Annotated in this window: 20 protein-coding genes and 1 pseudogene; 14 read left to right on the forward strand and 7 right to left on the reverse strand. The window is 70.7% G+C overall.

The features are described 5' to 3' along the window. Nucleotides 1–6: 6 nt before the first annotated feature. Nucleotides 7–690: a GntR family transcriptional regulator gene (locus BBA86_RS00800; RefSeq protein ID WP_065569806.1), complete on the reverse strand. Its 684-nt coding sequence runs from the start codon at nucleotides 688–690 to the stop codon at nucleotides 7–9. After that, a complete protein-coding gene (locus tag BBA86_RS00805; RefSeq protein WP_065569807.1) occupies nucleotides 687–2,186 on the reverse strand; it encodes a fumarylacetoacetate hydrolase family protein in 1,500 nt (499 codons plus the stop codon). The genes BBA86_RS00800 and BBA86_RS00805 overlap by 4 nt, the downstream gene beginning before the upstream one ends. Before the next feature lie 104 nt (nucleotides 2,187–2,290). Between BBA86_RS00805 and BBA86_RS00810 the strand changes: the two genes are divergently transcribed. From BBA86_RS00810 to BBA86_RS00825, 4 genes are all read left to right on the forward strand, one after another. After that, nucleotides 2,291–3,670 (forward strand): MFS transporter, encoded by a 1,380-nt coding sequence (locus BBA86_RS00810; RefSeq protein WP_065569808.1) that lies wholly within the window; start codon nucleotides 2,291–2,293, stop codon nucleotides 3,668–3,670. A 16-nt stretch (nucleotides 3,671–3,686) separates the two neighbouring features. Beyond that, entirely contained in the window at nucleotides 3,687–5,567 is a 1,881-nt protein-coding gene (locus BBA86_RS00815; RefSeq protein ID WP_065569809.1) for an FAD-dependent monooxygenase, read from the forward strand. A gap of 86 nt (nucleotides 5,568–5,653) precedes the next feature. Next, on the forward strand, nucleotides 5,654–6,259 hold the full coding sequence (locus BBA86_RS00820) for a DUF1349 domain-containing protein (RefSeq protein WP_065569810.1): 606 nt from the start codon (nucleotides 5,654–5,656) through the stop codon (nucleotides 6,257–6,259). 102 nt (nucleotides 6,260–6,361) lie between these two features. After that, nucleotides 6,362–6,598, forward strand: coding sequence for a PLDc N-terminal domain-containing protein (locus tag BBA86_RS00825; protein WP_083199386.1), 237 nt, complete (start codon nucleotides 6,362–6,364; stop codon nucleotides 6,596–6,598). Nucleotides 6,599–6,674: 76 nt separating this feature from the next. Here BBA86_RS00825 and BBA86_RS00830 read toward each other — a convergent pair whose 3' ends face one another. Continuing rightward, the gene (locus BBA86_RS00830; protein ID WP_065569811.1) at nucleotides 6,675–8,333 is read right to left on the reverse strand and encodes a thiamine pyrophosphate-binding protein; all 1,659 of its coding nucleotides are present in this window, start codon (nucleotides 8,331–8,333) and stop codon (nucleotides 6,675–6,677) included. 233 nt (nucleotides 8,334–8,566) lie between these two features. Here BBA86_RS00830 and BBA86_RS14770 point away from each other — a divergent pair. From BBA86_RS14770 to BBA86_RS00880, 10 genes and pseudogenes are all read left to right on the forward strand, one after another. Further along, nucleotides 8,567–9,301: pseudogene (locus tag BBA86_RS14770) on the forward strand (DNA glycosylase AlkZ-like family protein); the annotation flags it as partial. A gap of 151 nt (nucleotides 9,302–9,452) precedes the next feature. Further along, nucleotides 9,453–10,004, forward strand: a complete 552-nt coding sequence (locus tag BBA86_RS00840; RefSeq protein ID WP_223246986.1) for an RNA polymerase sigma factor — start codon at nucleotides 9,453–9,455, stop codon at nucleotides 10,002–10,004. Further along, nucleotides 10,001–10,594: an Asp23/Gls24 family envelope stress response protein gene (locus BBA86_RS00845; RefSeq protein ID WP_223246987.1), complete on the forward strand. Its 594-nt coding sequence runs from the start codon at nucleotides 10,001–10,003 to the stop codon at nucleotides 10,592–10,594. Before BBA86_RS00840 ends, BBA86_RS00845 begins: the two co-directional genes overlap by 4 nt. Nucleotides 10,595–10,598: 4 nt before the next feature. Then, entirely contained in the window at nucleotides 10,599–10,949 is a 351-nt protein-coding gene (locus BBA86_RS00850; protein ID WP_065569814.1) for a hypothetical protein, read from the forward strand. 136 nt (nucleotides 10,950–11,085) lie between these two features. Further along, nucleotides 11,086–11,559 carry an Asp23/Gls24 family envelope stress response protein gene (locus tag BBA86_RS00855; RefSeq protein ID WP_065569815.1) on the forward strand — a complete coding sequence of 158 codons (474 nt, stop codon included), beginning with the start codon at nucleotides 11,086–11,088 and terminating at the stop codon, nucleotides 11,557–11,559. After that, nucleotides 11,556–11,744 carry a DUF2273 domain-containing protein gene (locus tag BBA86_RS00860; RefSeq protein WP_065569816.1) on the forward strand — a complete coding sequence of 63 codons (189 nt, stop codon included), beginning with the start codon at nucleotides 11,556–11,558 and terminating at the stop codon, nucleotides 11,742–11,744. Before BBA86_RS00855 ends, BBA86_RS00860 begins: the two co-directional genes overlap by 4 nt. Beyond that, entirely contained in the window at nucleotides 11,744–12,139 is a 396-nt protein-coding gene (locus BBA86_RS00865; protein ID WP_065569817.1) for a hypothetical protein, read from the forward strand. The genes BBA86_RS00860 and BBA86_RS00865 overlap by 1 nt, the downstream gene beginning before the upstream one ends. Beyond that, nucleotides 12,136–12,720 carry a DUF6286 domain-containing protein gene (locus BBA86_RS00870; protein ID WP_065569818.1) on the forward strand — a complete coding sequence of 195 codons (585 nt, stop codon included), beginning with the start codon at nucleotides 12,136–12,138 and terminating at the stop codon, nucleotides 12,718–12,720. The genes BBA86_RS00865 and BBA86_RS00870 overlap by 4 nt, the downstream gene beginning before the upstream one ends. Continuing rightward, nucleotides 12,717–13,331 carry a hypothetical protein gene (locus tag BBA86_RS00875; RefSeq protein WP_065569819.1) on the forward strand — a complete coding sequence of 205 codons (615 nt, stop codon included), beginning with the start codon at nucleotides 12,717–12,719 and terminating at the stop codon, nucleotides 13,329–13,331. Before BBA86_RS00870 ends, BBA86_RS00875 begins: the two co-directional genes overlap by 4 nt. A 65-nt stretch (nucleotides 13,332–13,396) precedes the next feature. Next, entirely contained in the window at nucleotides 13,397–13,573 is a 177-nt protein-coding gene (locus BBA86_RS00880) for a CsbD family protein (protein ID WP_018188814.1), read from the forward strand. A 95-nt stretch (nucleotides 13,574–13,668) separates the two neighbouring features. Here BBA86_RS00880 and efeB read toward each other — a convergent pair whose 3' ends face one another. The 4 genes from efeB to BBA86_RS00900 all read right to left on the reverse strand — a co-directional run bounded on the left by efeB (nucleotide 13,669) and on the right by BBA86_RS00900 (nucleotide 18,743). Next, nucleotides 13,669–14,967 carry an iron uptake transporter deferrochelatase/peroxidase subunit gene (efeB, locus tag BBA86_RS00885; protein WP_065569820.1) on the reverse strand — a complete coding sequence of 433 codons (1,299 nt, stop codon included), beginning with the start codon at nucleotides 14,965–14,967 and terminating at the stop codon, nucleotides 13,669–13,671. After that, the gene (gene efeO, locus BBA86_RS00890; protein ID WP_065569821.1) at nucleotides 14,964–16,202 is read right to left on the reverse strand and encodes an iron uptake system protein EfeO; all 1,239 of its coding nucleotides are present in this window, start codon (nucleotides 16,200–16,202) and stop codon (nucleotides 14,964–14,966) included. The genes efeB and efeO overlap by 4 nt, the downstream gene beginning before the upstream one ends. Continuing rightward, nucleotides 16,199–17,149 (reverse strand): iron uptake transporter permease EfeU, encoded by a 951-nt coding sequence (efeU, locus tag BBA86_RS00895; protein WP_065569822.1) that lies wholly within the window; start codon nucleotides 17,147–17,149, stop codon nucleotides 16,199–16,201. Before efeU ends, efeO begins: the two co-directional genes overlap by 4 nt. 160 nt (nucleotides 17,150–17,309) lie before the next feature. Next, nucleotides 17,310–18,743 (reverse strand): helix-turn-helix transcriptional regulator, encoded by a 1,434-nt coding sequence (locus tag BBA86_RS00900; RefSeq protein ID WP_065569823.1) that lies wholly within the window; start codon nucleotides 18,741–18,743, stop codon nucleotides 17,310–17,312. Nucleotides 18,744–18,762 lie beyond the last annotated feature (19 nt).

The following is an 18,762-nucleotide window of genomic DNA, read 5'->3' on the forward strand; positions in this document are numbered from 1 at the left end:
GAGGGGTCAGAAGTTCGGCAGGCCGAGGGCCTGGTCGGGGTGTTCGTGGGTCATGTAGGCGTCGAGGGTGGCAGAGCGGTGCCGCCGTGCGGCGTGCTCGATCTCACTGAGCGGTGCGCTGCGTTCGATGAGCACGAGGATCTGCTCGTGCTCACGGACCGATTCCTGCGCGCGCCCGGGCACGAAGCTGAACGTGGAGTCGCGGAGGTGCCCGAGTCTCGCCCACTCGGTCTGGACGAGCTCCAGCATCCGAGGGTTCGCGCAGCGCTCGAACAGGGTCGCGTGGAACTCCTGATTGAGCCGGGTGAACGCGCGCGGGTCGAAGTGGTCGAGCGTCTCGATCATGAGTTCGTTGATCTCGCGGGCTCGTCGGATCTCGGACTCGGTCAGCGCCCTGGCAGACAGCGCGGTGGCGGTGCCTTCCAGGATCGAGAGCGCCTGCATGCTGTAGCGGTATTGCGAATCGTCGACCATCGCGACACGCGCTCCGACGTTCCGCTCGAAGGTGACGAGCCCCTCGGCCTCGAGCTGCCGGATCGCCTCGCGCACCGGCACGACGCTCATGTCGAGCTCGCCCGCGATGCCGCCGAGCACCAGGCGGTAGCCGGGAGTGAACGCCTCGCTGACGATGCGCTCCTTGATCCACGCGTACGCCTGCTGCGATTTGCTGGGGGCGGCCACCTCGCTCATCGGGACCCTCGCTCGGCCTCGTAGCGCGCCCGCCACGCGGCGTTCATCGGGAAGAGCCCGTCGACCGGCTCGCCCTCCGCGACGCGCGCGGCGATCCAGGCGTCCTCGTCCTCCTGCGCGAGGGCCGCGTCGGCGACCTCCTCGGCCAGGGCAGGCGGCAGCACGATGACGCCGTCGCGGTCGCCCACGATGATGTCGCCCGGCTGCACGGTCGTTCCGCCGCAGGCGATCGTGCCCCCGGCATCCCACGGCACATGCTTGCGACCGAGGACCGCCGGGTGCGCGCCTGCCGTGTAGACCGGGATGCCGACCGCGGCGACCGCGGACGCGTCGCGCACGCCGCCGTCGGTCACGATGCCGGCCGCGCCCTTCGCATGGGCGCGGATCGCGAGGATGTCGCCGAGTGTGCCGGAACCGGCTTCGCCGCGCGCCTCGATCACGATGACCTCGCCCTCGCGGACCGCGTCGAAGGCGCGCTTCTGTGCGTTGTAGCCGCCGCCGTGGCTCTGAAAGAGGTCTTCACGGTTCGGGACGAAGCGGAGCGTCGCGGCGACACCGACGAGCTTCGCGTCGGGGCGGAGCGGGGCGACGCCGTCGATCGTGACGTTGTCGAGTCCGCGCCGGCGCAGCTGCTGCGACAGCCCCGCGACCGGGACGCGCTCGAGCTTCTCCCGCAGATCGTCCGACAGGGCGGATGCCGCGGCGAGCCCGGCAGCCTCACGGGAGCCCCATGCCTCCTCGCGCTGCGTGTCGTCGACCTGGGGGAGCGAGCCGAGCGCCGGGTCGAAGGGGATGTCGGGGCCGTCGACGACCGTCGTCACGAGGCGGCCGGTGCTCTCGCCGCTGTCGAGGGAGTCGACCTCGACCTCGACGACGTCGCCGGGGACGATGACCGACGAGCCCGCCGGCGTCCCGGTGAGGATCACGTCGCCGGGTTCGAGCGTGAGGTGCTGCGACAGGTCGGCGACGATCTGCGGAAGCGGGAAGAGGAGGTCGTCGGTGGAACCCTCCTGGGCGAGCTCGCCGTTCACCCAGGTGCGCACGCGCAACCGGGCGGGGTCGAGCAGGCTCGCGTCGAGGACGACGGGGCCGAGCGGGGTGAAGCCGTCGCCGCTCTTGGAGCGGACGTTCGAGCCCTTGTCGTTCGCGCGCAGGTCGTAGAGGCCGAGGTCGTTGGATGCCGTCACTCCCGCGACGTGCTCCCATGCCCGGTCGGCGCTCACCCGTCGGGCAGCCGTGCCGATGACGAGCGCGATCTCACCCTCGAAGGCGAGCAGTTCGGTTCCGACGGGGCGCTCGACGGTGCCGCCCGAGGCGGCGACGGAGCTCGATGCCTTGAGGAAGTAGGAGGGGGCGGCGGGCGTGCGTCCCCGCTGCGCGGCGCGTGAACGGTAGTTCAGGTGGACGGCGATGATGGTGCCCGGCCGGCCGGGGAGGTCGGCGTAGCGCGGGTCGGCGGTCGCGGCATCCGTGTGCGCCTCGGCGTCGTTCTGCATGTCGTGAGCTCCCTCGCTCTTGCGTCGTATCTCAAATCGTATATGATCGGGCTGCACCGGACAACCGGAAATCGACGAAGACGTCGGATGACACAGGAGTCAGCATGAGCACTTCCCCCGCCCACGGGTTCACGCCCACCGGGACCATCGCCACCGCGGCGGACCGCCGCCGCGTCGTGTTCGCCACCGTCGTCGGCACCACCGTGGAGTGGTACGACTTCTTCATCTACGCGACCGCCGTCGGTCTCGTGTTCGGGCAGCTCTTCTTCGCCCCGCTGGGCAAGGACAGCGTCCTGATCGGCTTCGCCACCGTCGGCGTGAGCTTCCTCTTCCGCCCGCTCGGAGCGTTCCTCGCCGGCCATCTCGGCGACAAGTACGGTCGCAAGGTCGTGCTCATGTGGACGCTCATCCTCATGGGTGTCGCGACGGCGCTCATCGGCGTCCTGCCGAGTGCCGAATCGATCGGCCTGGCGGCGCCCGTCATCCTGGTGCTGCTCCGCATCCTGCAGGGCATCTCCGCCGGTGGCGAGTGGGGAGGTGCGGTGCTGATGGCGGTCGAGCACGCCCCCAAGACCCGGCGCGGTGCGTTCGGAGCCTCACCGCAGATCGGCGTGCCGCTGGGTCTCCTGCTCGCGTCGGGCGTCATGGCGCTCATGTCGGCGATCGCGCCGGGGGAGCAGTTCCTGCAGTGGGGCTGGCGGGTGCCGTTCCTGCTCAGCGTCGTCCTCATCCTGGTCGGCTGGTACGTCCGCCGCCGCGTCGAGGAGAGCCCCGTGTTCCTCGAGCTCGCCGAGCGCAAGGAGCACAGCCGGATGCCGATCGTCGAGCTCTTCCGCAAGCACGCGGTGCTCGTGATCATCGCCGCCGTCGTCTTCGCCGGGAACAACGCCGTCGGATACATGACCACCGGCGGGTACATCCAGGGCTACGCGACCAACCCCGACGGCCCCCTCGGCCTCGAGCGCGGCCCGGTGCTCTGGGCGGTGACCGGGTCGGCGGTCACGTGGCTGCTCTCGACCCTCGCGGCCGGGTTCGCTTCGGACCGGTTCGGGCGTCGCACGACGTACGTCGCGGGCTGGATCATGCAGCTCGTGGGCGTGTTCACCCTCTTCCCCCTCGTCAACACCGGGAACGTGTTCGTCCTCTTCCTGGGGCTCGCGATCCTGACGATCGGCCTCGGCTTCACGTACGGTCCCCAAGCGGCGCTCTACGCCGAGCTGTTCCCCGCGTCGATCCGGTTCTCGGGCGTCTCGATCTCGTACGCCATCGGCGCGATCCTCGGCGGCGCGTTCGCCCCGACGATCGCGACCGCCCTGGTCACCGCGTTCGGGTCGACGACACCGGTTACGTGGTACCTCGCAGGGATGACGGTCCTGGGCCTGGTGGCCACGCTCATGCTGCGCGACCGCAGCGGCATCCCGCTCGACCCCGATCACGAGGCGGAGCAGGCGGTCAGCCCGGTCCGCGGCCTCACCCGCGCCTGACCGATCGAGGAGAACCATGCAGTTCCACCACCACGGCTACGTCTCCGGTGACCCGCGGATCGCGCCCGCCGCGGGCACCGGGATCGACCGGCCCGAAGACCTCCCCGACGAGACCGACGTGCTCATCGTCGGCTCGGGGCCGGCCGGGATGCTGCTGGCCGCCCAGATGTCGCAGTTCCCGCAGGTCTCGACCAGGCTCATCGAGCGGCGCACCGGGCGACTCGAACTGGGGCAGGCGGACGGCATCCAGCCGCGGTCGGTGGAGACGTTCCAGGCGTTCGGGTTCGCGGAGCGGATCATCGCCGAGGCGTACAACATCGGCTACATGAACTTCTGGGGCCCCGACCTCGCCGACCCGAGCCGCATCCGCCGCACGTCGCGGACGGACGACTACGGCCTGAAGATCAGCGAGTTCCCGCACCTCATCGTCAACCAGGCGCGCGTGCTCGACTACTTCGCCGAGGCCGCCGCGCACGGACCGGGAAGGATCGTGCCCGACTACGGCGTCGAGTTCGTCGGCCTCGAGGTGCCCGAGGATGCCGCGGCCCCCGTCGCCGTCACGGTCCGCCACGTGGGCGGCTCCCGGGCGGGGGAGGAACGCGTCATCCGGGCGCGGTACGTGGTCGGCTGCGACGGTGCTCGCAGCGGCGTCCGTCAGGCGATCGGGCGCGTGCACGTCGGAGACGCGTCAAAGCACGCCTGGGGCGTCATGGACGTGCTCGTCGACACCGACTTCCCGGACTGGCGCATCAAGTGCGCCATCAACAGCTCGGCGGGGAACATCCTCCACATCCCGCGTGAGGGCGGGTACCTCAGCCGCATGTACATCGACCTCGGCGCGGTCGCCGCCGACGACAACCACCGCGTCCGCGAGACCCCGATCGAGGAGGTCATCCGGCGGGCGAACGAGATCCTGCACCCTTACTCGATCGACGTGAAGCAGGTCGCCTGGCACAGCGTCTACGAGGTGGGCCACCGGGTGACGGACGGATTCGACGACGTCCCCGAGGGCGTCGACCGCGACCCGCGGGTCTTCCTCACCGGCGACGCCTGCCACACCCACAGCGCCAAGGCAGGCCAGGGCATGAACGTCTCGATGCAGGACGGGTTCAACCTCGGCTGGAAGCTCGGACACGTGCTGACGGGGCTGGCACCGGCATCCCTCCTAGCCACCTACGAAACGGAACGGCGACCGGTCGCGCAGCAGCTGATCGACTTCGACAAGGAGTGGTCGTCGCTGATGGCGCGCAAGCCCGAGGAGATCACCGACCCCGAGGACCTCGCGACCTACTACCTGGCGACCGCCGAGTTCCCGTCGGGGTTCATGACGCAGTACGGTCCGTCGGCGATCGTCGCGGAAGCCGAGGACCAGGACCTCGCGACCGGGTTCCCCGTCGGCAAGCGGCTGACATCCGCCGAGGTCGTCCGGGTCGCGGACGGGAACGTCGTACACCTCGGCCACCATGCCAAGGCCGACGGGCGGTGGCGCGTGTACGCCTTCGCCGACGCCTCGGGCGAGGACCTCTCGGCGTGGGCCGAGTGGTTCGCCTCGGCATCCGGTCCGATCGCCCGGCACACGCCGGCAGGGGCCGATCCCGACGCCGTCTTCGACGCGAAGGCGATCTACCCGCGGCGGTACGAAGACGTCGAGATGGCGGAAGTGCCCGCCGTGTTCCGCCCTCACTCCGGGCCGCTCGGGCTCATGGACTGGGAGAAGGTCTACGCGACCGGACCCTCGACCTGGACGGACGTCGACATCTTCGCCGAGCGGGGCATCTCGCCGCGCGGCGCGGTCGTCGTCGTCCGCCCCGACCAATACGTCGCCGCCGTCCTGCCGCTGACCGCGACCGCCGAGCTCGGCGAGTTCCTGGCCGGCGCCTTTCGCCCCGCAGGCTGACGCGCGGCGCGCGAAGGGTCGAAGACGGTCGCCCCACCGGCATCCCGCCGACCATCTGCGACGGCTCGATCTGATAGAAACGCGGCATGCGCCTTCCTGACCTGCCCTTCGAGCTCCACGCCTCCGACGAGTCCGGGTGGACGCTGAGGGGGACGGTCCTCGAGGGGGTCGCCCCTGCCGGTACGGATCTGTTCGTCGATCCCAGCGGGACGACCGGGGTCGCCGCGGAGACACTGCTCAACGCGAACACGCTCCTCGGCGCGCCCCCGGAGGGCGACTTCACCCTCGTCGCTCGGGTGCGTCCCGAGCATCACGCGACGTTCGACGCCGGGGTGCTCCTCGCGTGGGTCGACGACACGAACTGGGCCAAGCTCTGCGTCGAGCGGTCCCCGGCGGGCGAGTCGATGGTCGTCTCGGTCGTGACCAAGGGGACCTCCGACGATGCCAACGCGTTCCTCCTCGACTCGTCCGAGGCTCGGCTGCGGATCGCGCGGGTGGGGAACGTCCTGGCGTTCCACGCCCACGACAGGGGCGTCTGGACCTTCGTGCGCGCGTTCACGCTGCCGGGTGTCTCGGACCGACTGAGAGTGGGTTTCGAAGTGCAGAGCCCGACCGGCGAGGGATGCCGCGCCGCGTTCGACGAGGTCGGCTTCGAGCGCCGCACCGTCGCGGACCTGCGCAGCGGCGACTGAGCACCGCCCCGACGTTTCGGCGCGCCGAGCCGACGCGAACTGCACCCACCCGGCGGGAATGAGCGCCGTTCGTGTCGGGTCGAGCGCCGCTAGGGTTGGGGTGTGGACACCGTGAACCCCCTGCTCCCGGCCGGATACGACATCGTCTGGTCGGTCGTCGCTCTGGTGGCGGCCGTGCTGGCGATCGTCGCCCTGGTCTCGCTCATGCGGTCGGCACGTCGGTTGACGGCGACGCAGGCGCTGGTGTGGGTGCTCGTGGTGCTCCTGGTGCCGGTCGTGGGACCCGCCGCGTGGCTCGCGGCCGGTCGACGGGCACGGATGCCGCGCCGCGAGGCGTGAGCCGGGCCGCTCGCCGTCGACCCGACGCGAAGTCCGGCTGAACCGGCGACGTAGCGTCGGCTCGGGCCCGGCACGCTCAGCGCCGCAGGTTCACCTGCAGGATCTCCTCCTGGTAGGGGGCGCGGACGGTGCCCGAGATCCGCAGGTCGAGCAGCAGGAACGGACGCTCATCCGCGGGGAGATCGCGCCAGCGCGCGAGAGCCTGAAGATCGTCGAGGGTCCGCACGATGACGCCCTCGGCCCCGACGGCGCGAGCGAGGCCGGCGAAGTCGACCTCGGGGATCTCCATCGGTCCGCGGGCGAGACCCATGACGCCGTAGAGGTGCACCTCCGCACCGTACGCGCCGTCGTTCCACACCACGGCGAGGCCGTGTCCGCGCGCCACCCGCACGGCGGACTCGAGGTCGGCGATCGCCATCAGGCCGCCGCCGTCGCCGGTGGTGAGCACGATCGTCGACTCGGGCCGTGCCCGCGCCGCACCCGGTACGGACGGGAACCCGAGGCCGATCGACTGATACGCCGTGCCGATCATCATCATCCGGTCGGGTGAGGCGACGGGCCAGAACATGTTCGCCCAGCCGATGAAGTGCCCGCCGTCCGACACCACCACGCGATCGTCGGGCAACAGGTCGGCGATCGCGGCGGCCGCGCTCCGCGGGTCGAGGCGACCGTCCGGCGCGCGCCCGTCGCCGGCGTCGTATGCCCGGAGCCCGGCGACATCCACGGCCTCCCGCCAGCCCGACGGCGCCCCGCCGAGCCGCTCGACCTCGTCCGCGAGCGCGCGCGCCGCGAGGGCGGCATCCGCCCGCAGGTACCGGCCGACCTGCGGATGCGTCGCCGCGGCCGCCACGTCGATCTGGGCGATCGCGGCGCCCGGCGAGAAGAGCTCGCCGAAACGCATCGTGAACTGGTTGAGCGACGCTCCGAACACCACGACGACATCGGCCTCGCGGATCGTCGCCATCGCGCCCTCCGCCCCGAATCCGCCCGTGACCCCCAGGTCGTACTCGCCGCGCGGGAAGAGACCGCGACCGAGGGCGGTGGATGCCGTCAGTGCGCCGACGGCATCGGCGAGGCGCCCGAGCTCCGCACCGGCGCCCGCCGTCCACGCGCCGCGGCCGGCGAGCAGGAGGGGGCGTTCGGCCGACGCCAGCGCGCGGGCGATCGCGGTCACGGTCGCGGAGGCGTGGGAACCGGTCGGTGCGAGCGGAGCGGGCAGCACCGGCTCGGGCGTCGGCGGGATCTCGCCCGCGTCGCGGCCGCCCACGTCGTATGGGATCGCGAGGACGACGGGGACCCGGAACGAGAGCGCGTGCTCGATGGCGATGACCGTCGTGGCCGCGGCATCCGTTCGTCCCACCGTGTAGGTGCGCACCCCGACAGCCGAGGCGAGTGAGAGCTGGTCGACGTCCCACGGGCGGGGGCCCGACGTGGGTTCGTCGCCGACGACGAGCACCAGCGGTACGCGCGCCTGCGCGGCCTCGGCGAGCGCGGTCAGCGTGTTCGTGAAGCCCGCCCCGTATGTGGAGGTGGCTGCGGCGAGACCGCCGCCGGCGCGGAAGTGCGCGTCCGCGGCGACGACGCCGCCCGCTTCGTGCCGGACGGCGGTGAAGGTCACGTCGCCCCGGCGTTCGAGCGCGTCGAGGACGAGCGCATTGCCGTTGCCCATCACGCCGAAGACGTGATCGACGTGAGCGGCGAGGGCGGAGGCGACGTGGGCGGCGACGGTGGGCATGGGTGCTCCTGGAGACGATGACGACGGATGCCGTATATGTCTCGCGCGCCGCGACGATGCGGGTGGCTGCGTGCCCCTTTTCCGAGCACCAGGACCTGCGCGGTCCCGGACGGCACAAGTATAGGCACGCGGGCAGGGCCGCCCGTGGCACACTGCGATCATGCTGCAGACGATGGAGATCAGCCTCACGCCGTTCGACGCCGCCCGGCCGTACGCGACCGACTGACGTACCGATGGATGCCGCAGACATCCGGCGCCGGCGCCTTCAGTCGCACCTGCTCGCCGAGCCGGTCGCGACCGTTCCCGACGTCGCCCGGCGCCTGCTCGCCGTGCAGGCCCAGGATTTCGCGGCCGGCCGCTGGGCCATCGGCATCCGTACCTCCGGCGACCCGACCGTCGCCGACGTCGACCGAGCCTTCGACGACGGGCATCTCGTGCGCGCGTGGACGCAGCGCGGAACCCTCCACATCGTCGAACCGAGCGCCGTGAACCTCATCCTCGCGGTGACGGGCGACCGGCAGACGCGGGCGTACGGCATCGCCCCGGAGGCGCTCGATCGCGGCGAGCGCGTCTTCCGATCGATGCTCGAGACGGACGGGCGCCTGACGCGATCCGCGTTCGTCGAGGCGCTCCAGCGCGACGGCGTCGCGGCGTCGATGGCTGGGGGCAGCCGCATCCTCACCGCCCTGTCGATGCGGGGTGTCCTCGCCCTCGGTCCCGTCGTGCCGCGCGACGAGGGGGTCGCGCGCGAGCAGTACCTCATCGCACTCCCGCCCCGCAGCGACGACGCGGACGACCCGGCCGTCGACCTTCTCGTCGCGTACCTGCGCGGACACGCACCGGCGACGAGCGCCGACTTCGCCTGGTGGGCGGGTCTGCCCGCGGGGGCGGCCCGCGCGGCGTCCGCGCGGGCGGGGGATCGGGTCGTCGGTCTCGGCGACGCTCTTCGCGGCGGACACGGACGACGGAATCCACGAGGCTCTCAACCGGGTGCGCAGGTTCTTCGGATTCACTTAGCGATCCTCGCGCCGTTGCGCAAGAAGTTCCTGCTCTTTTCCGGTCGGATTAGCGTCCTCTCATGCGCCCCGATCCCGGCGGGCGCGGCGAAGGGAGAGCATCATGTCGTCCCTCCCGCGCGATGTTCCCGACCGGATCCTCGTGGAGCGGGCCATCGAAGGCGATGCGGTCGCCTTCGGCGAACTGCTCCGTCGTCACTCCTCTCTGGTGCGCGCATACGTCTACCGCATCGTCGGTTCGATGGCCGACACGGACGACGTCGTCCAGGACGCGTTCGTCACGGCCTGGAAGCAGCTGCCGAGCCTCCGCGACCCGGCGGCCTTCAAGTCGTGGCTCATGCGCATCGCCGGCCGCGAGGCGCTCGCCGTGGTCACTCGCAGATCGAAGGAGGACGCCCTCGACGAGGCGGTCCTGCCCCCATCCTCGGCGGTGCAGCCCGAGCGGGCGGCCATACATAACGACCGCTTGGCAGCTCTGTCGCGAGCGCTCGATCGACTGAAAGAGGATCAACGCCGATGCTGGTTGCTGCGGGAAGTCGCAGAACTGAGCTACGCCGAGATCGCAGAAGAGATGACCATGACCGAGAGCACCGTCCGAGGACTGCTCGCCCGCGCCCGGGCGAGCATCGCGATCGAGATGGAGGGATGGCGATGACCGACGACGACTCCCCGCTCGACTGCGGCCGCACCATCGAGCAGCTCAGCAGCTACGTCGAGGCCGGCCGCTCGCCGCGCGACCCGCACATCGAGTCGTGCCCCGACTGTCTGAATGCGATCGAGGCGCTGGAGCGAGTCGGCCAGCTGTCCCGCGACCTGCTGGCAGACGACGCCGAGCGGATGCCGAGACCCCCCGAGAGCTGGTTCGAAGGGATCCTCTCGGTCATCCACTCCGAGCTCCGCGCCGGTCGCAGCTTCCCGATCCATCACCCCGACCCCCGCGTCACGATCACGGTGACCGAGGGGGCCGTCCGCTCACTCGTGCGCTCGAGCGCCGATGAACTCGACGGCATCTATCTGGGTCGCACCGAGATCGTCGGCGATGCCGAGACCCCGGGCGCGCCGGTGCGCATCGAGCTGACGGCATCCGTCGCCTGGGGCAAGTCCATCCCGGAACTCACGGGGTCCCTGCGCGAGCTCGTCTACCGCGTCCTCGCCGAGCACACCGAGCTGAACGTCACCGCCGTCAACGTCGCCGTCGACGAACTGCACGGCACGGACATCCACGGCACCGAAGGGAAGGGATGAGCTCATGACCCGACCGCTCTCCGCCGACCACCCGACCGAGCACCCCGAGGAGCCGGGCGACGAGCTCGATCTCGTCGCACGCATCCGTGCGGTCGACGGCGTCACCGACGTCTACTCGCCGCGCTCCGCGATCAGCCGCGTCCCCGGGCTGATCGCTGCGGCCGCCGGAGCCGCCGACGACCGCATGGCCGAGGTCGCCGTGACCGTCCGGGACGGGATGCCGATGGTCGCCGCGCGGATCGCGACCGCGTCGCACGACAACACGCCCGATGCCGCCCGACGCGTCGCCGACGCCCTGCTGGCCAACACTCCGGACGGCGCTCAGGTGAGCATCCAGATCGCCCGGATCCACTGACGGCGGAGCCGGCCGAAAACTCTCCGAACTTTTTTGTGACGGATCGGGACGCCGAACCCTCTTATGTACGAGGCCGACGACAGCGGCCCGCGACGCGACATCGCGTCGACAGATCGTTCCAGAAAGAGGAGACATCATGGCCACCGAGACCCCGAAGACCACCACTCCCGCCGTGGCGGCGACGGGCCGTGTCGACCGCACCTTCCCCACCGCCGACGAGACCTCGTCGGCGACGGGCGGCACCACCGTCATCGCAGATGGCGTGGTCGCGAAGGTCGCTGGTATCGCCGCTCGTGAGATCCCCGGCGTGCACGCGCTGGGCGGCGGCGGAGCCCGTGCCCTCGGTGCCCTCCGCAATGCGATCAACGCAGCGGATCTGGGCCAGGGCGTGAAGGTCGAGGTCGGCGAGACGCAGGCCGCGGTCGACTTGACGATCGTCGTCGAGTACCCGACGCCCGTCCACCAGGTCGCGTCGCAGGTCCGTGACGCCGTCGCCGGCGCCATCACGCGCCTCGTCGGGCTCGAGGTCGTCGAGGTCAACGTGACCGTGGACGACGTCCACATCCCGGGTGACGAGGACGAGGAGCACGAGGAGTCGCGCGTCTCATGAGCAGCACAGTCATCGGCGCACTGACGGGCGCCATCCTGGCCGTCGTCGGCCTCGTGTTCGGGTTCTGGGGATTCCTTCTCACCGCCCTGTTCATGGCCATCGGCGCCGTCATCGGCCGCATCGCGTCGGGCAAGCTCGACGTTCGGGCCGTGACCGACGCCTTCACGGGACGGCGCACCTCCTGATGCGTACCGACACCGACGGAACGGCGGGCGGCGAGTCCCCGCGACTCGCCGCCGCGGCCCCCGGCGTCGCCGGCCGCACCGAGGTCGCCGAGCGCGTGCTCGTCGGCGTTGCGCGGGCGGTGTCCGCCGATGTCATCGGCGTTCCCCGGGGTGAGGTCTCCGTGGGTGTCGCCGATCGACGGGACGGCATGGCTCTGAAGGTCTCGAGTCCCTTGCCCGTCCCCGACCTCGATGATGCGGACGCGGTGCGCAGCACCACCCCCGTCCTCGAGCGCGCCGCGCAGATGCAGGAGCAGCTGCGCGAGCGATTGACCCATCTCCTCGGGCGAGACATCGCCCGAATCGACGTCACCGTGACCGGTGCCCGGATCCCGGAAAGGAAGCGTGTGCGATGACCACTCCCGTGTTGCGTCGCGTCGTGCGCCGCGAGACCCACTCGCCGCGCAGCGTCGCCTTCGCCGTCGTCGTCCTCATCGGGATCGCGCTGGCGCTCTACGTCGCAGTCGAACTGATCCTCGCCCTCGCCGCACAGCCGGCACTGCTCGTGCGGCCGATGGCTGCTCTCGAGTCGCTGGCAGGTCTCCCCTCGAATGCCCCCGTGGCAGCGGGGGTCGCCGGCGGGCTCGTCGCCGCCGCACTCGGCCTCTGGCTCGTGATTCTGGCGCTCGCGCCCGGACGCCTGTCCAAGCACGAGGTGGATGCCGGCGGCCGCGTCGCCGTCGTCGACAACGGCGTCCTCGCCTCGTCGCTGGCTCAGCGGGTGAGCGACGAGATCGGCATCGCCCGCGACCGTGTGACAGTGGGGGTCGCCCACCGGAGCGTCGACGTGACGGTCCGGCCGGGCGCCGGCATCCCTGTCGACAAGGCCCAGGTGACGTCGCTCGCCGACGCGGAGATCGCGTCGCTGAAACTGGCCCGACCCGTTCGCACCCGCGTGCGGATCGCGCGCCCCGACGATGAGGAGAAGGCGGCATGAACGACACCAACCGTGCCCTGAACCGCACCGTTCTGATGATCGTCGGCGTGATCCTGCTGCTCGGCGGGGGAGCGGCGGCCACGGCTGCAGCTCTTCCGGCTGTCGGCGAGGTCTGGACCTCGTCCGGCAAGGCCGTCCTCGACGGGCTCCGGTCGGCCGCTGATGCCACCAAGATCGGCGACACCGACCTCAGCTGGGCCGTCATCGGTGCGGCAGCCGTCGCCATCGTGATCGCAGTCGTGCTGTTCGTCGGCCTCACGACGCTCGTGAGCCGGCGGTCCCGGACCGTGCTCCGCTCGAGCGGATCGCAGACGCCGCTCGGCCGGGTCACGATCACCGAAGGCTTCGCGGCCGACGCCGTGAAGAACTCCCTCGCCCGAGAGGACGATGTGGTCGCGGCATCCGTCACGGCGCACACGGTCCGCGACGAGCCCGTGCTCCACGTGAGCGTCACCGCCCGTCGGGGAGCCGACCCTCGCAGCGTCGTCGATCACGTCGATCGGCTGATGGACGGTCTGGCAGCGGTGACCGGCACCGACACGGCCGCCTACATCTCGGTCCACGGGGGCCTGCGCAGCAGGTTCGCCTCGGACGCCCCGCGGGTCGGCTGACCCGCCCCTGATCCCCGGTCCAGGCACCGGTTCCACCACCCGCACCACACGGAAAGGAGACCCTCATGGGACTCGACGACAAGATCAAGAACGCCGCTCAGGACATCGCCGGTAAGGCGAAGGAAGCGATCGGCAAGGCCACCGACAACGACAAGCTCGTTGCCGAGGGCAAGGCCGACCAGACCAAGGCCGACGCCAAGAAGGCCGGCGAGAACGTGAAGGACGCCTTCAAGAAGGACTGACCTTCACCGCTCGCGCCATCGGGCATGGGGGGCGGCGCGAGCAGAAGCGGGGAGCACGAGGGGGACCGTGCTCCCCGCTTCTTCATGTCCGCGGGTCAGGTGAACAGCTCCGCTCCGACGTACGACCCCGCCTTCGCTCCGCGGGGGATCGCCCAGATCCCCGACGCGATGTGCCGGACGTATTCGCTCATCAGGTCGGTCGAGAGGGCGCGCTGGAGCGTGACGAACTGGTCGGGGCTCCGCTGATAGGAGAGGAAGAACAGCCCGGCATCGAGGCGCCCGAGACCGGTGTTCCCGTCGACGTAGTTGTACCCCCGCCGGAGGATGCGGACGCCGCCGTTGAGATCGGGGTGGGCGAGACGCACGTGCGAGGCTCGGTCGATGGTGGGGGCTCCGGCGGCATCCTCCTTGCGGAAATCCGGCGCCGTCGTCTCCTGCCCGCCCGACAGCGGAGCGCCTTCGGACTTGTCGCGGCCGATGATGCGCTGCTGCTCCGACAGGCGCACGCGATCCCAGGTCTCGATGAGCATCGCGACCTTGCGGGCGACGAGATACGACCCGCCCGCGAGCCAGGCGGGTTCGTCCCCGGCGCCGACCCACACGTGATCGTCGAGGGCGGCGGTGTCGTCGGAGAGGATGTTGGCGGTACCGTCCTTGAACCCGAACAGGTTTCGTGGTGTCGTCTGCGCAGCCGACGTCTTCGAGGTCTGGCCGAAACCCAGCTGCGACCAGCGCAGGCGCGCGCGGCCGAACGCGATGCGGCTGAGGTTGCGGATCGCGTGGATCGCGACCTGCGGGTCGTCCGCGCACGCCTGGATGCAGAGGTCGCCGTTCGACGCCTCCGGTACCAGGTCGTCGCCGAGGAAGGCGGGGAGCTTCGCGAGCCCCGAGGGGAGCAGCGATGCCAGACCGTACCGGTCGGCGCCGTCCTCGGACGTGAAGAGGGTGGGGCCGAACCCGAAGGTGACGGTGAGGCCGGATGCCGGGAGCCCCAGCGCTTCGCCGGTGTCATCCGGAGGCGCCTCGGGTGATCCTCCGACTGCCCCCGTGACGCTGACGTCGAGCCCCTGCGTCATCCGCGCCGCGGCGTAGCTCCAGTCCTGGAGAAGCGACTGCAGATCGTCGCGGGTGGTACCGGCCATCATGTCGAACGCCGCGAAGTGCAGGTGGTCCTGCATAGGGGTGGTGATGCCCGCCTGGTGTTCTCCGGCGAACGGATAGACGGGGGAGGCCGCCTCAGCGGCTCGGGCGCGAGCGACCGCCACTCCCGCGGCCGAGCCTGCTCCTGCGCCGAGGGCGAGGCCCGCCGCGCCCACGCCGGCGGCCAGACCGAACAGACTTCGACGGCTGAGCGAGGGCGAGGCGGCCGCCTCGGTCGACTCTTCAGTGCTCATTGCAGCACGGTCGAGGTGAGACGGGACAGCGGCTCGGCGAGCGCGTTGATCAGGTCGGTCAGGTCCCGCTTGTCGTCCTGGGTCAGAGTCTTGTACGCGACGAAGCCCTTCTGCAGTGAGCCGTGTGCTGCGAGGGCTGCGTCGAGATCGTCATAGCGGCGCGAGATGTCTTTCGCGAGCGTGGCACCGTCCGACCCGGTCGCGGCGGCGAAGTCCTTCACGAGCGAGAACGCCATCTTCGAGCCCTCGACGTTCGCGGCGAAGTCCGACAGGTCGGTGCCCGACCACCAGTCCTCCTCGCCGCTGATCTTGCCGGTCGCCACTTCGTCGAGCAGCGCGATCGCGCCGTTGGAGATCCCGGCAACGCCCTGCGCATCCAGCGCCTGCTGGAACTTCTCGGAGTGGACGTAGTCGTTGAGTTCGCCGACGTCGGCGACGAGCTTGTCGCCGTAGGTGGCGCGCTCGGCGGTCGTCGACGGCGCCCAGTCCTGCCACGCGGGCGTCTCGCCGTCGGCGTTCAGAGCGTCTTTCCTCGGAACCCAGAGGTCCTTCTCGATGCGGTGGAAGCCCGTCCAGTCGAGGTCTTCCGCCACGGCATCCACCTCGCGGTAGTCGATGCGCGGGTCGAGATCCCCGAGGGATTCGGCGACCGGCTCGATGCGCTCGTAGAACGCGCGGACCGTCGGGAACCGCGCGCGAGCGTCATCGTCCCTCCCCGACTCGTAGGCCGTCGTGAACGCATCGACGGCGGGAACGAGCTGCTCGACCTGGTCTTTGACGAACGCGGCGTACAGGTCGACGGCCTTCTGCTTCTGCTCGGCGTCGTCGCCGGTGGCGGTGACCGCGCCGCCCGTGACGCTGAAGTCGGCGCGCCCGACGCCCTCGCCGACCATGCCCGGCTTGCAGAGGGTCTTGTACCGGCCCGGCTGCGCGACGACCGTGAGGGTGCGCTCGGCGCCGGGGGCGATGTTCTCGACCTCGCCGATGATGCGCAGTCCATCCTCGGCGAGCAGGTAGAACTCGCTTACCTGGGAGCTCTCGTTCGACACCGCGAAGGTCAGCGTTCCGCTCTTCGCCGTCGCCGTCGAGACGTCGCACGAGGTGTCGGTCGAGGTCACGGTGAGGGCGTCCGCGCTCGTCACGTCGGATTTCGCGACGCATCCCGAGAGGGCGACGGCGCCGACGGCGGCGAGGGCGAGGGCGGCATGCGCCTTCGTGAGACGGGGGCGGGTCATGATGCTCCTAGGGATGCGTGACGGGATGCGGAGGTGTCGGTGGATGCCGCGGGCACACGGCGCCGGCGCGGGAACAGGCCGCGGACGAAGAACGTGCCGACGACGGCGAGGTAGCAGGCCCAGGCGATCACCTGCAGCCAGGTCATCTCGGGCATGAAGCCGACGGTGGCTTGCAGGAGCGCAGCGAACGCGCTGCCGGGTGGGAGCTGCCCGCTGAGGTCGAAGGCCCACCCGAACGGGAACCCGGCGATGCCAACGCCGACGCCCCCTGTCGCGGGGTCGATCGTCGCGGCATCCGAGAACGGCCCGGGGAGGACGCCCGCCTCCTGTAGATCGTGGAACGCGTAAGCGAGCACGCCCGCCGCGACGATGACGAGGAACCCGCCGGTACAGGCGAAGAACCGTCGGAGATCGAGACGCACGGCGCCGCGGGCGAGCAGCCAGCCGAGGAGGACGGCGACGGCGAGACCGAGCACGGCGCCGAGCCAGCCCGGGCCCTCCTGGCCTGCGGTCTGCACCATGGACCAGAGGAAGAGCGTCGTCTCGATGCCCTCGCGCGCCACCGAGACGAAGCCGATCAGGACGATCCCCCAGAAGCCGCCCATCGCGAGGGCGCGATCGATGCCGCCCTCGAGGTGCGAGCGCATGGTGCGGGCGGTCCGCTGCATCCAGAAGATCATCCAGGTCACCACGCCCACCGCCAGCAGGGAGAGGAGGCCCCCGAGCAGCTCTTGGGCCTGGAAGGTGAGCGCGTAGGCGCCGAAGGTGAGGACGGCGCCGATGACGAGGACGAGCACGGCCGCGAGTCCGACTCCGGCCCAGAGCTTCGGGAGCACGTCGCGGCGGCCGATCCGGACGAGGTAGGCGACCAGGATGCCGACGACGAGGGCGGCCTCCAGGCCTTCGCGGAGGCCGATGAGGAAGGGAGGGAGGAGCGAGGCGAGCACGGGGATCTCTTCGGGTGTTCGGGAGTGAGGCCGGTGCCTGCTGCCCCGTCGCAGCCCGTCCGCGGGACCCGCTGCGCGACGAGGAGACGCGGCAGCTTAGGTTAGGCGAACCTCACTCGCGTGAGCGTACACCCGGGCCCGGCGGTGCTCAACACGACGGTCAGGCGTGTCGATCGAGGAACGCGTAGACCTCGCCGTCGTCGACGCCGGGGAACATCCCGCGCGGCAGCGGCGAGAACATCTGCATGTGCACGCGGGCGCTCGGCCACGCCTTCCCCTGCCAGCGTTCGGTGAGATCGGCGTCGGGGCGGCGGCAGCAGGACTCGTCCGGGCAGGTGGAGGTCGCGCGCTTCTGCGTCTCGCGCCCGCGGAACCAGCGCGCATCGTCGAAGGGCACGCCCACCGTGATCGAGAACTCGCCGTCGGCGGTGGTGCCGGTCTGACTCGAGCACCAGAACGTCCCGCCGGGGGTATCCGTGTACTGGTAGTGCTCCGTCGTCCGGTTCTGCTCCGCGAAGGCGGACCGAGCGGCGAACTTCCGGCACACGACCTGGCCTTCGACGGATCCCGTGACATCCATCGGCAGGGGGAGGCCGTCGTTCTCGTAGACGCGGTTGATCGCCCCCGCCCCGTCGACGCGCAGGAAGTGCAGCGGGATGTCGAGGTGCTGGGTGAGGAGGTTCGTCAGCCGCATCCCGGCAGCCTCGTGGGTGACGCCGAACGCGTCGCGGAAGTCCTCGACGGCCAGATTCCTGTCCTTCTTCGCCTGCGCGAGGAAGGCGACGGATGCCGTTTCGGGCATGAGGCAGCACGCCGCGTAGTAGTTGATCTCGAGCCGTTGCTGCAGGAAGTCCGCGTAGTCGGTGGGCGGAGTGTGGCCGAGGAGGCGGTGGGCCATCGCCTGCAGTGCCATCGAACGCAGGCCGTGGCCGCCGGGGATGGATGCTGGTGGCAAGTAGATCCGCCCGTTCTCGAGGTCGGTGACCGAGCGCGCGGAGTGCGGGAGGTCGCTCGCGTAGATGAGCTCGAATCCGAGTTGCTCCGCCATGATGCTCACGGTGCGATGCGTCAGGGCGCCGATGGAGTGCCCCGCTGCTTTGAGCTTTTTCTCGGCGAGCTTCTCGATCTCGGGGAGGTAGTTGTTCTGCTCGCGCATGCGCAGGCGCAACTCGGTGTTGGCGCGGCGGGCCTCCTCGGGTGTCGCGATGGACTCCCGCTCGCGGCGCTCGAGCTCGCGGTGGAGGGCGAGGATGCCTTCGATCGTCTCGTCCGACATCGTCTTGGTCACCTTGACGGGGGCGACGCCGAGGCGCCGGAACACGGGGCTCCGCTGCGCGCGCTCCAGGTCGAGCTCGAGTGCGGCGCGCCGGTTCGGCGGTTCGTTGGAGAGCAGGTCGGTGACGTCGGTGCCCGTCGCGGATGCGATGGCCTGCAGCACGGAGAGCTTGGGCTCGCGCTTTCCGTTCTCGATGAGGCTGAGCTGGCTCCCCGCGATGCCCACGATCGCGCCCAGTTCATCGAGCGTGTACCCGTGGGCGACGCGCTGGTGTCTGATGCGGTGGCCGAGTGTCGAGAGCTGGAGGGGGGTCGCCATGATCTTGATGTTACCGAAA

Origin of the sequence: Microbacterium oleivorans (assembly GCF_001691565.1) — a bacterium.
Taxonomy (GTDB): Bacteria; Actinomycetota; Actinomycetes; order Actinomycetales; family Microbacteriaceae; genus Microbacterium; species Microbacterium oleivorans_B.

What these genes read in the sequence shown, in the direction of transcription:
- BBA86_RS00800 (WP_065569806.1), bottom strand. Translation starts at nt 690, where the DNA reads ATGAGCGAGGTGGCCGCCCCCAGCAAATCGCAGCAGGCGTACGCGTGG.
- BBA86_RS00805 (WP_065569807.1), bottom strand. Translation starts at nt 2,186, where the DNA reads ATGCAGAACGACGCCGAGGCGCACACGGATGCCGCGACCGCCGACCCG.
- BBA86_RS00810 (WP_065569808.1), top strand. Translation starts at nt 2,291, where the DNA reads ATGAGCACTTCCCCCGCCCACGGGTTCACGCCCACCGGGACCATCGCC.
- BBA86_RS00815 (WP_065569809.1), top strand. Translation starts at nt 3,687, where the DNA reads ATGCAGTTCCACCACCACGGCTACGTCTCCGGTGACCCGCGGATCGCG.
- BBA86_RS00820 (WP_065569810.1), top strand. Translation starts at nt 5,654, where the DNA reads ATGCGCCTTCCTGACCTGCCCTTCGAGCTCCACGCCTCCGACGAGTCC.
- BBA86_RS00830 (WP_065569811.1), bottom strand. Translation starts at nt 8,333, where the DNA reads ATGCCCACCGTCGCCGCCCACGTCGCCTCCGCCCTCGCCGCTCACGTC.
- BBA86_RS00840 (WP_223246986.1), top strand. Translation starts at nt 9,453, where the DNA reads ATGTCGTCCCTCCCGCGCGATGTTCCCGACCGGATCCTCGTGGAGCGG.
- BBA86_RS00845 (WP_223246987.1), top strand. Translation starts at nt 10,001, where the DNA reads ATGACCGACGACGACTCCCCGCTCGACTGCGGCCGCACCATCGAGCAG.
- BBA86_RS00850 (WP_065569814.1), top strand. Translation starts at nt 10,599, where the DNA reads ATGACCCGACCGCTCTCCGCCGACCACCCGACCGAGCACCCCGAGGAG.
- BBA86_RS00855 (WP_065569815.1), top strand. Translation starts at nt 11,086, where the DNA reads ATGGCCACCGAGACCCCGAAGACCACCACTCCCGCCGTGGCGGCGACG.
- BBA86_RS00860 (WP_065569816.1), top strand. Translation starts at nt 11,556, where the DNA reads ATGAGCAGCACAGTCATCGGCGCACTGACGGGCGCCATCCTGGCCGTC.
- BBA86_RS00865 (WP_065569817.1), top strand. Translation starts at nt 11,744, where the DNA reads ATGCGTACCGACACCGACGGAACGGCGGGCGGCGAGTCCCCGCGACTC.
- BBA86_RS00870 (WP_065569818.1), top strand. Translation starts at nt 12,136, where the DNA reads ATGACCACTCCCGTGTTGCGTCGCGTCGTGCGCCGCGAGACCCACTCG.
- BBA86_RS00875 (WP_065569819.1), top strand. Translation starts at nt 12,717, where the DNA reads ATGAACGACACCAACCGTGCCCTGAACCGCACCGTTCTGATGATCGTC.
- BBA86_RS00880 (WP_018188814.1), top strand. Translation starts at nt 13,397, where the DNA reads ATGGGACTCGACGACAAGATCAAGAACGCCGCTCAGGACATCGCCGGT.
- efeB (WP_065569820.1), bottom strand. Translation starts at nt 14,967, where the DNA reads ATGAGCACTGAAGAGTCGACCGAGGCGGCCGCCTCGCCCTCGCTCAGC.
- efeO (WP_065569821.1), bottom strand. Translation starts at nt 16,202, where the DNA reads ATGACCCGCCCCCGTCTCACGAAGGCGCATGCCGCCCTCGCCCTCGCC.
- BBA86_RS00900 (WP_065569823.1), bottom strand. Translation starts at nt 18,743, where the DNA reads ATGGCGACCCCCCTCCAGCTCTCGACACTCGGCCACCGCATCAGACAC.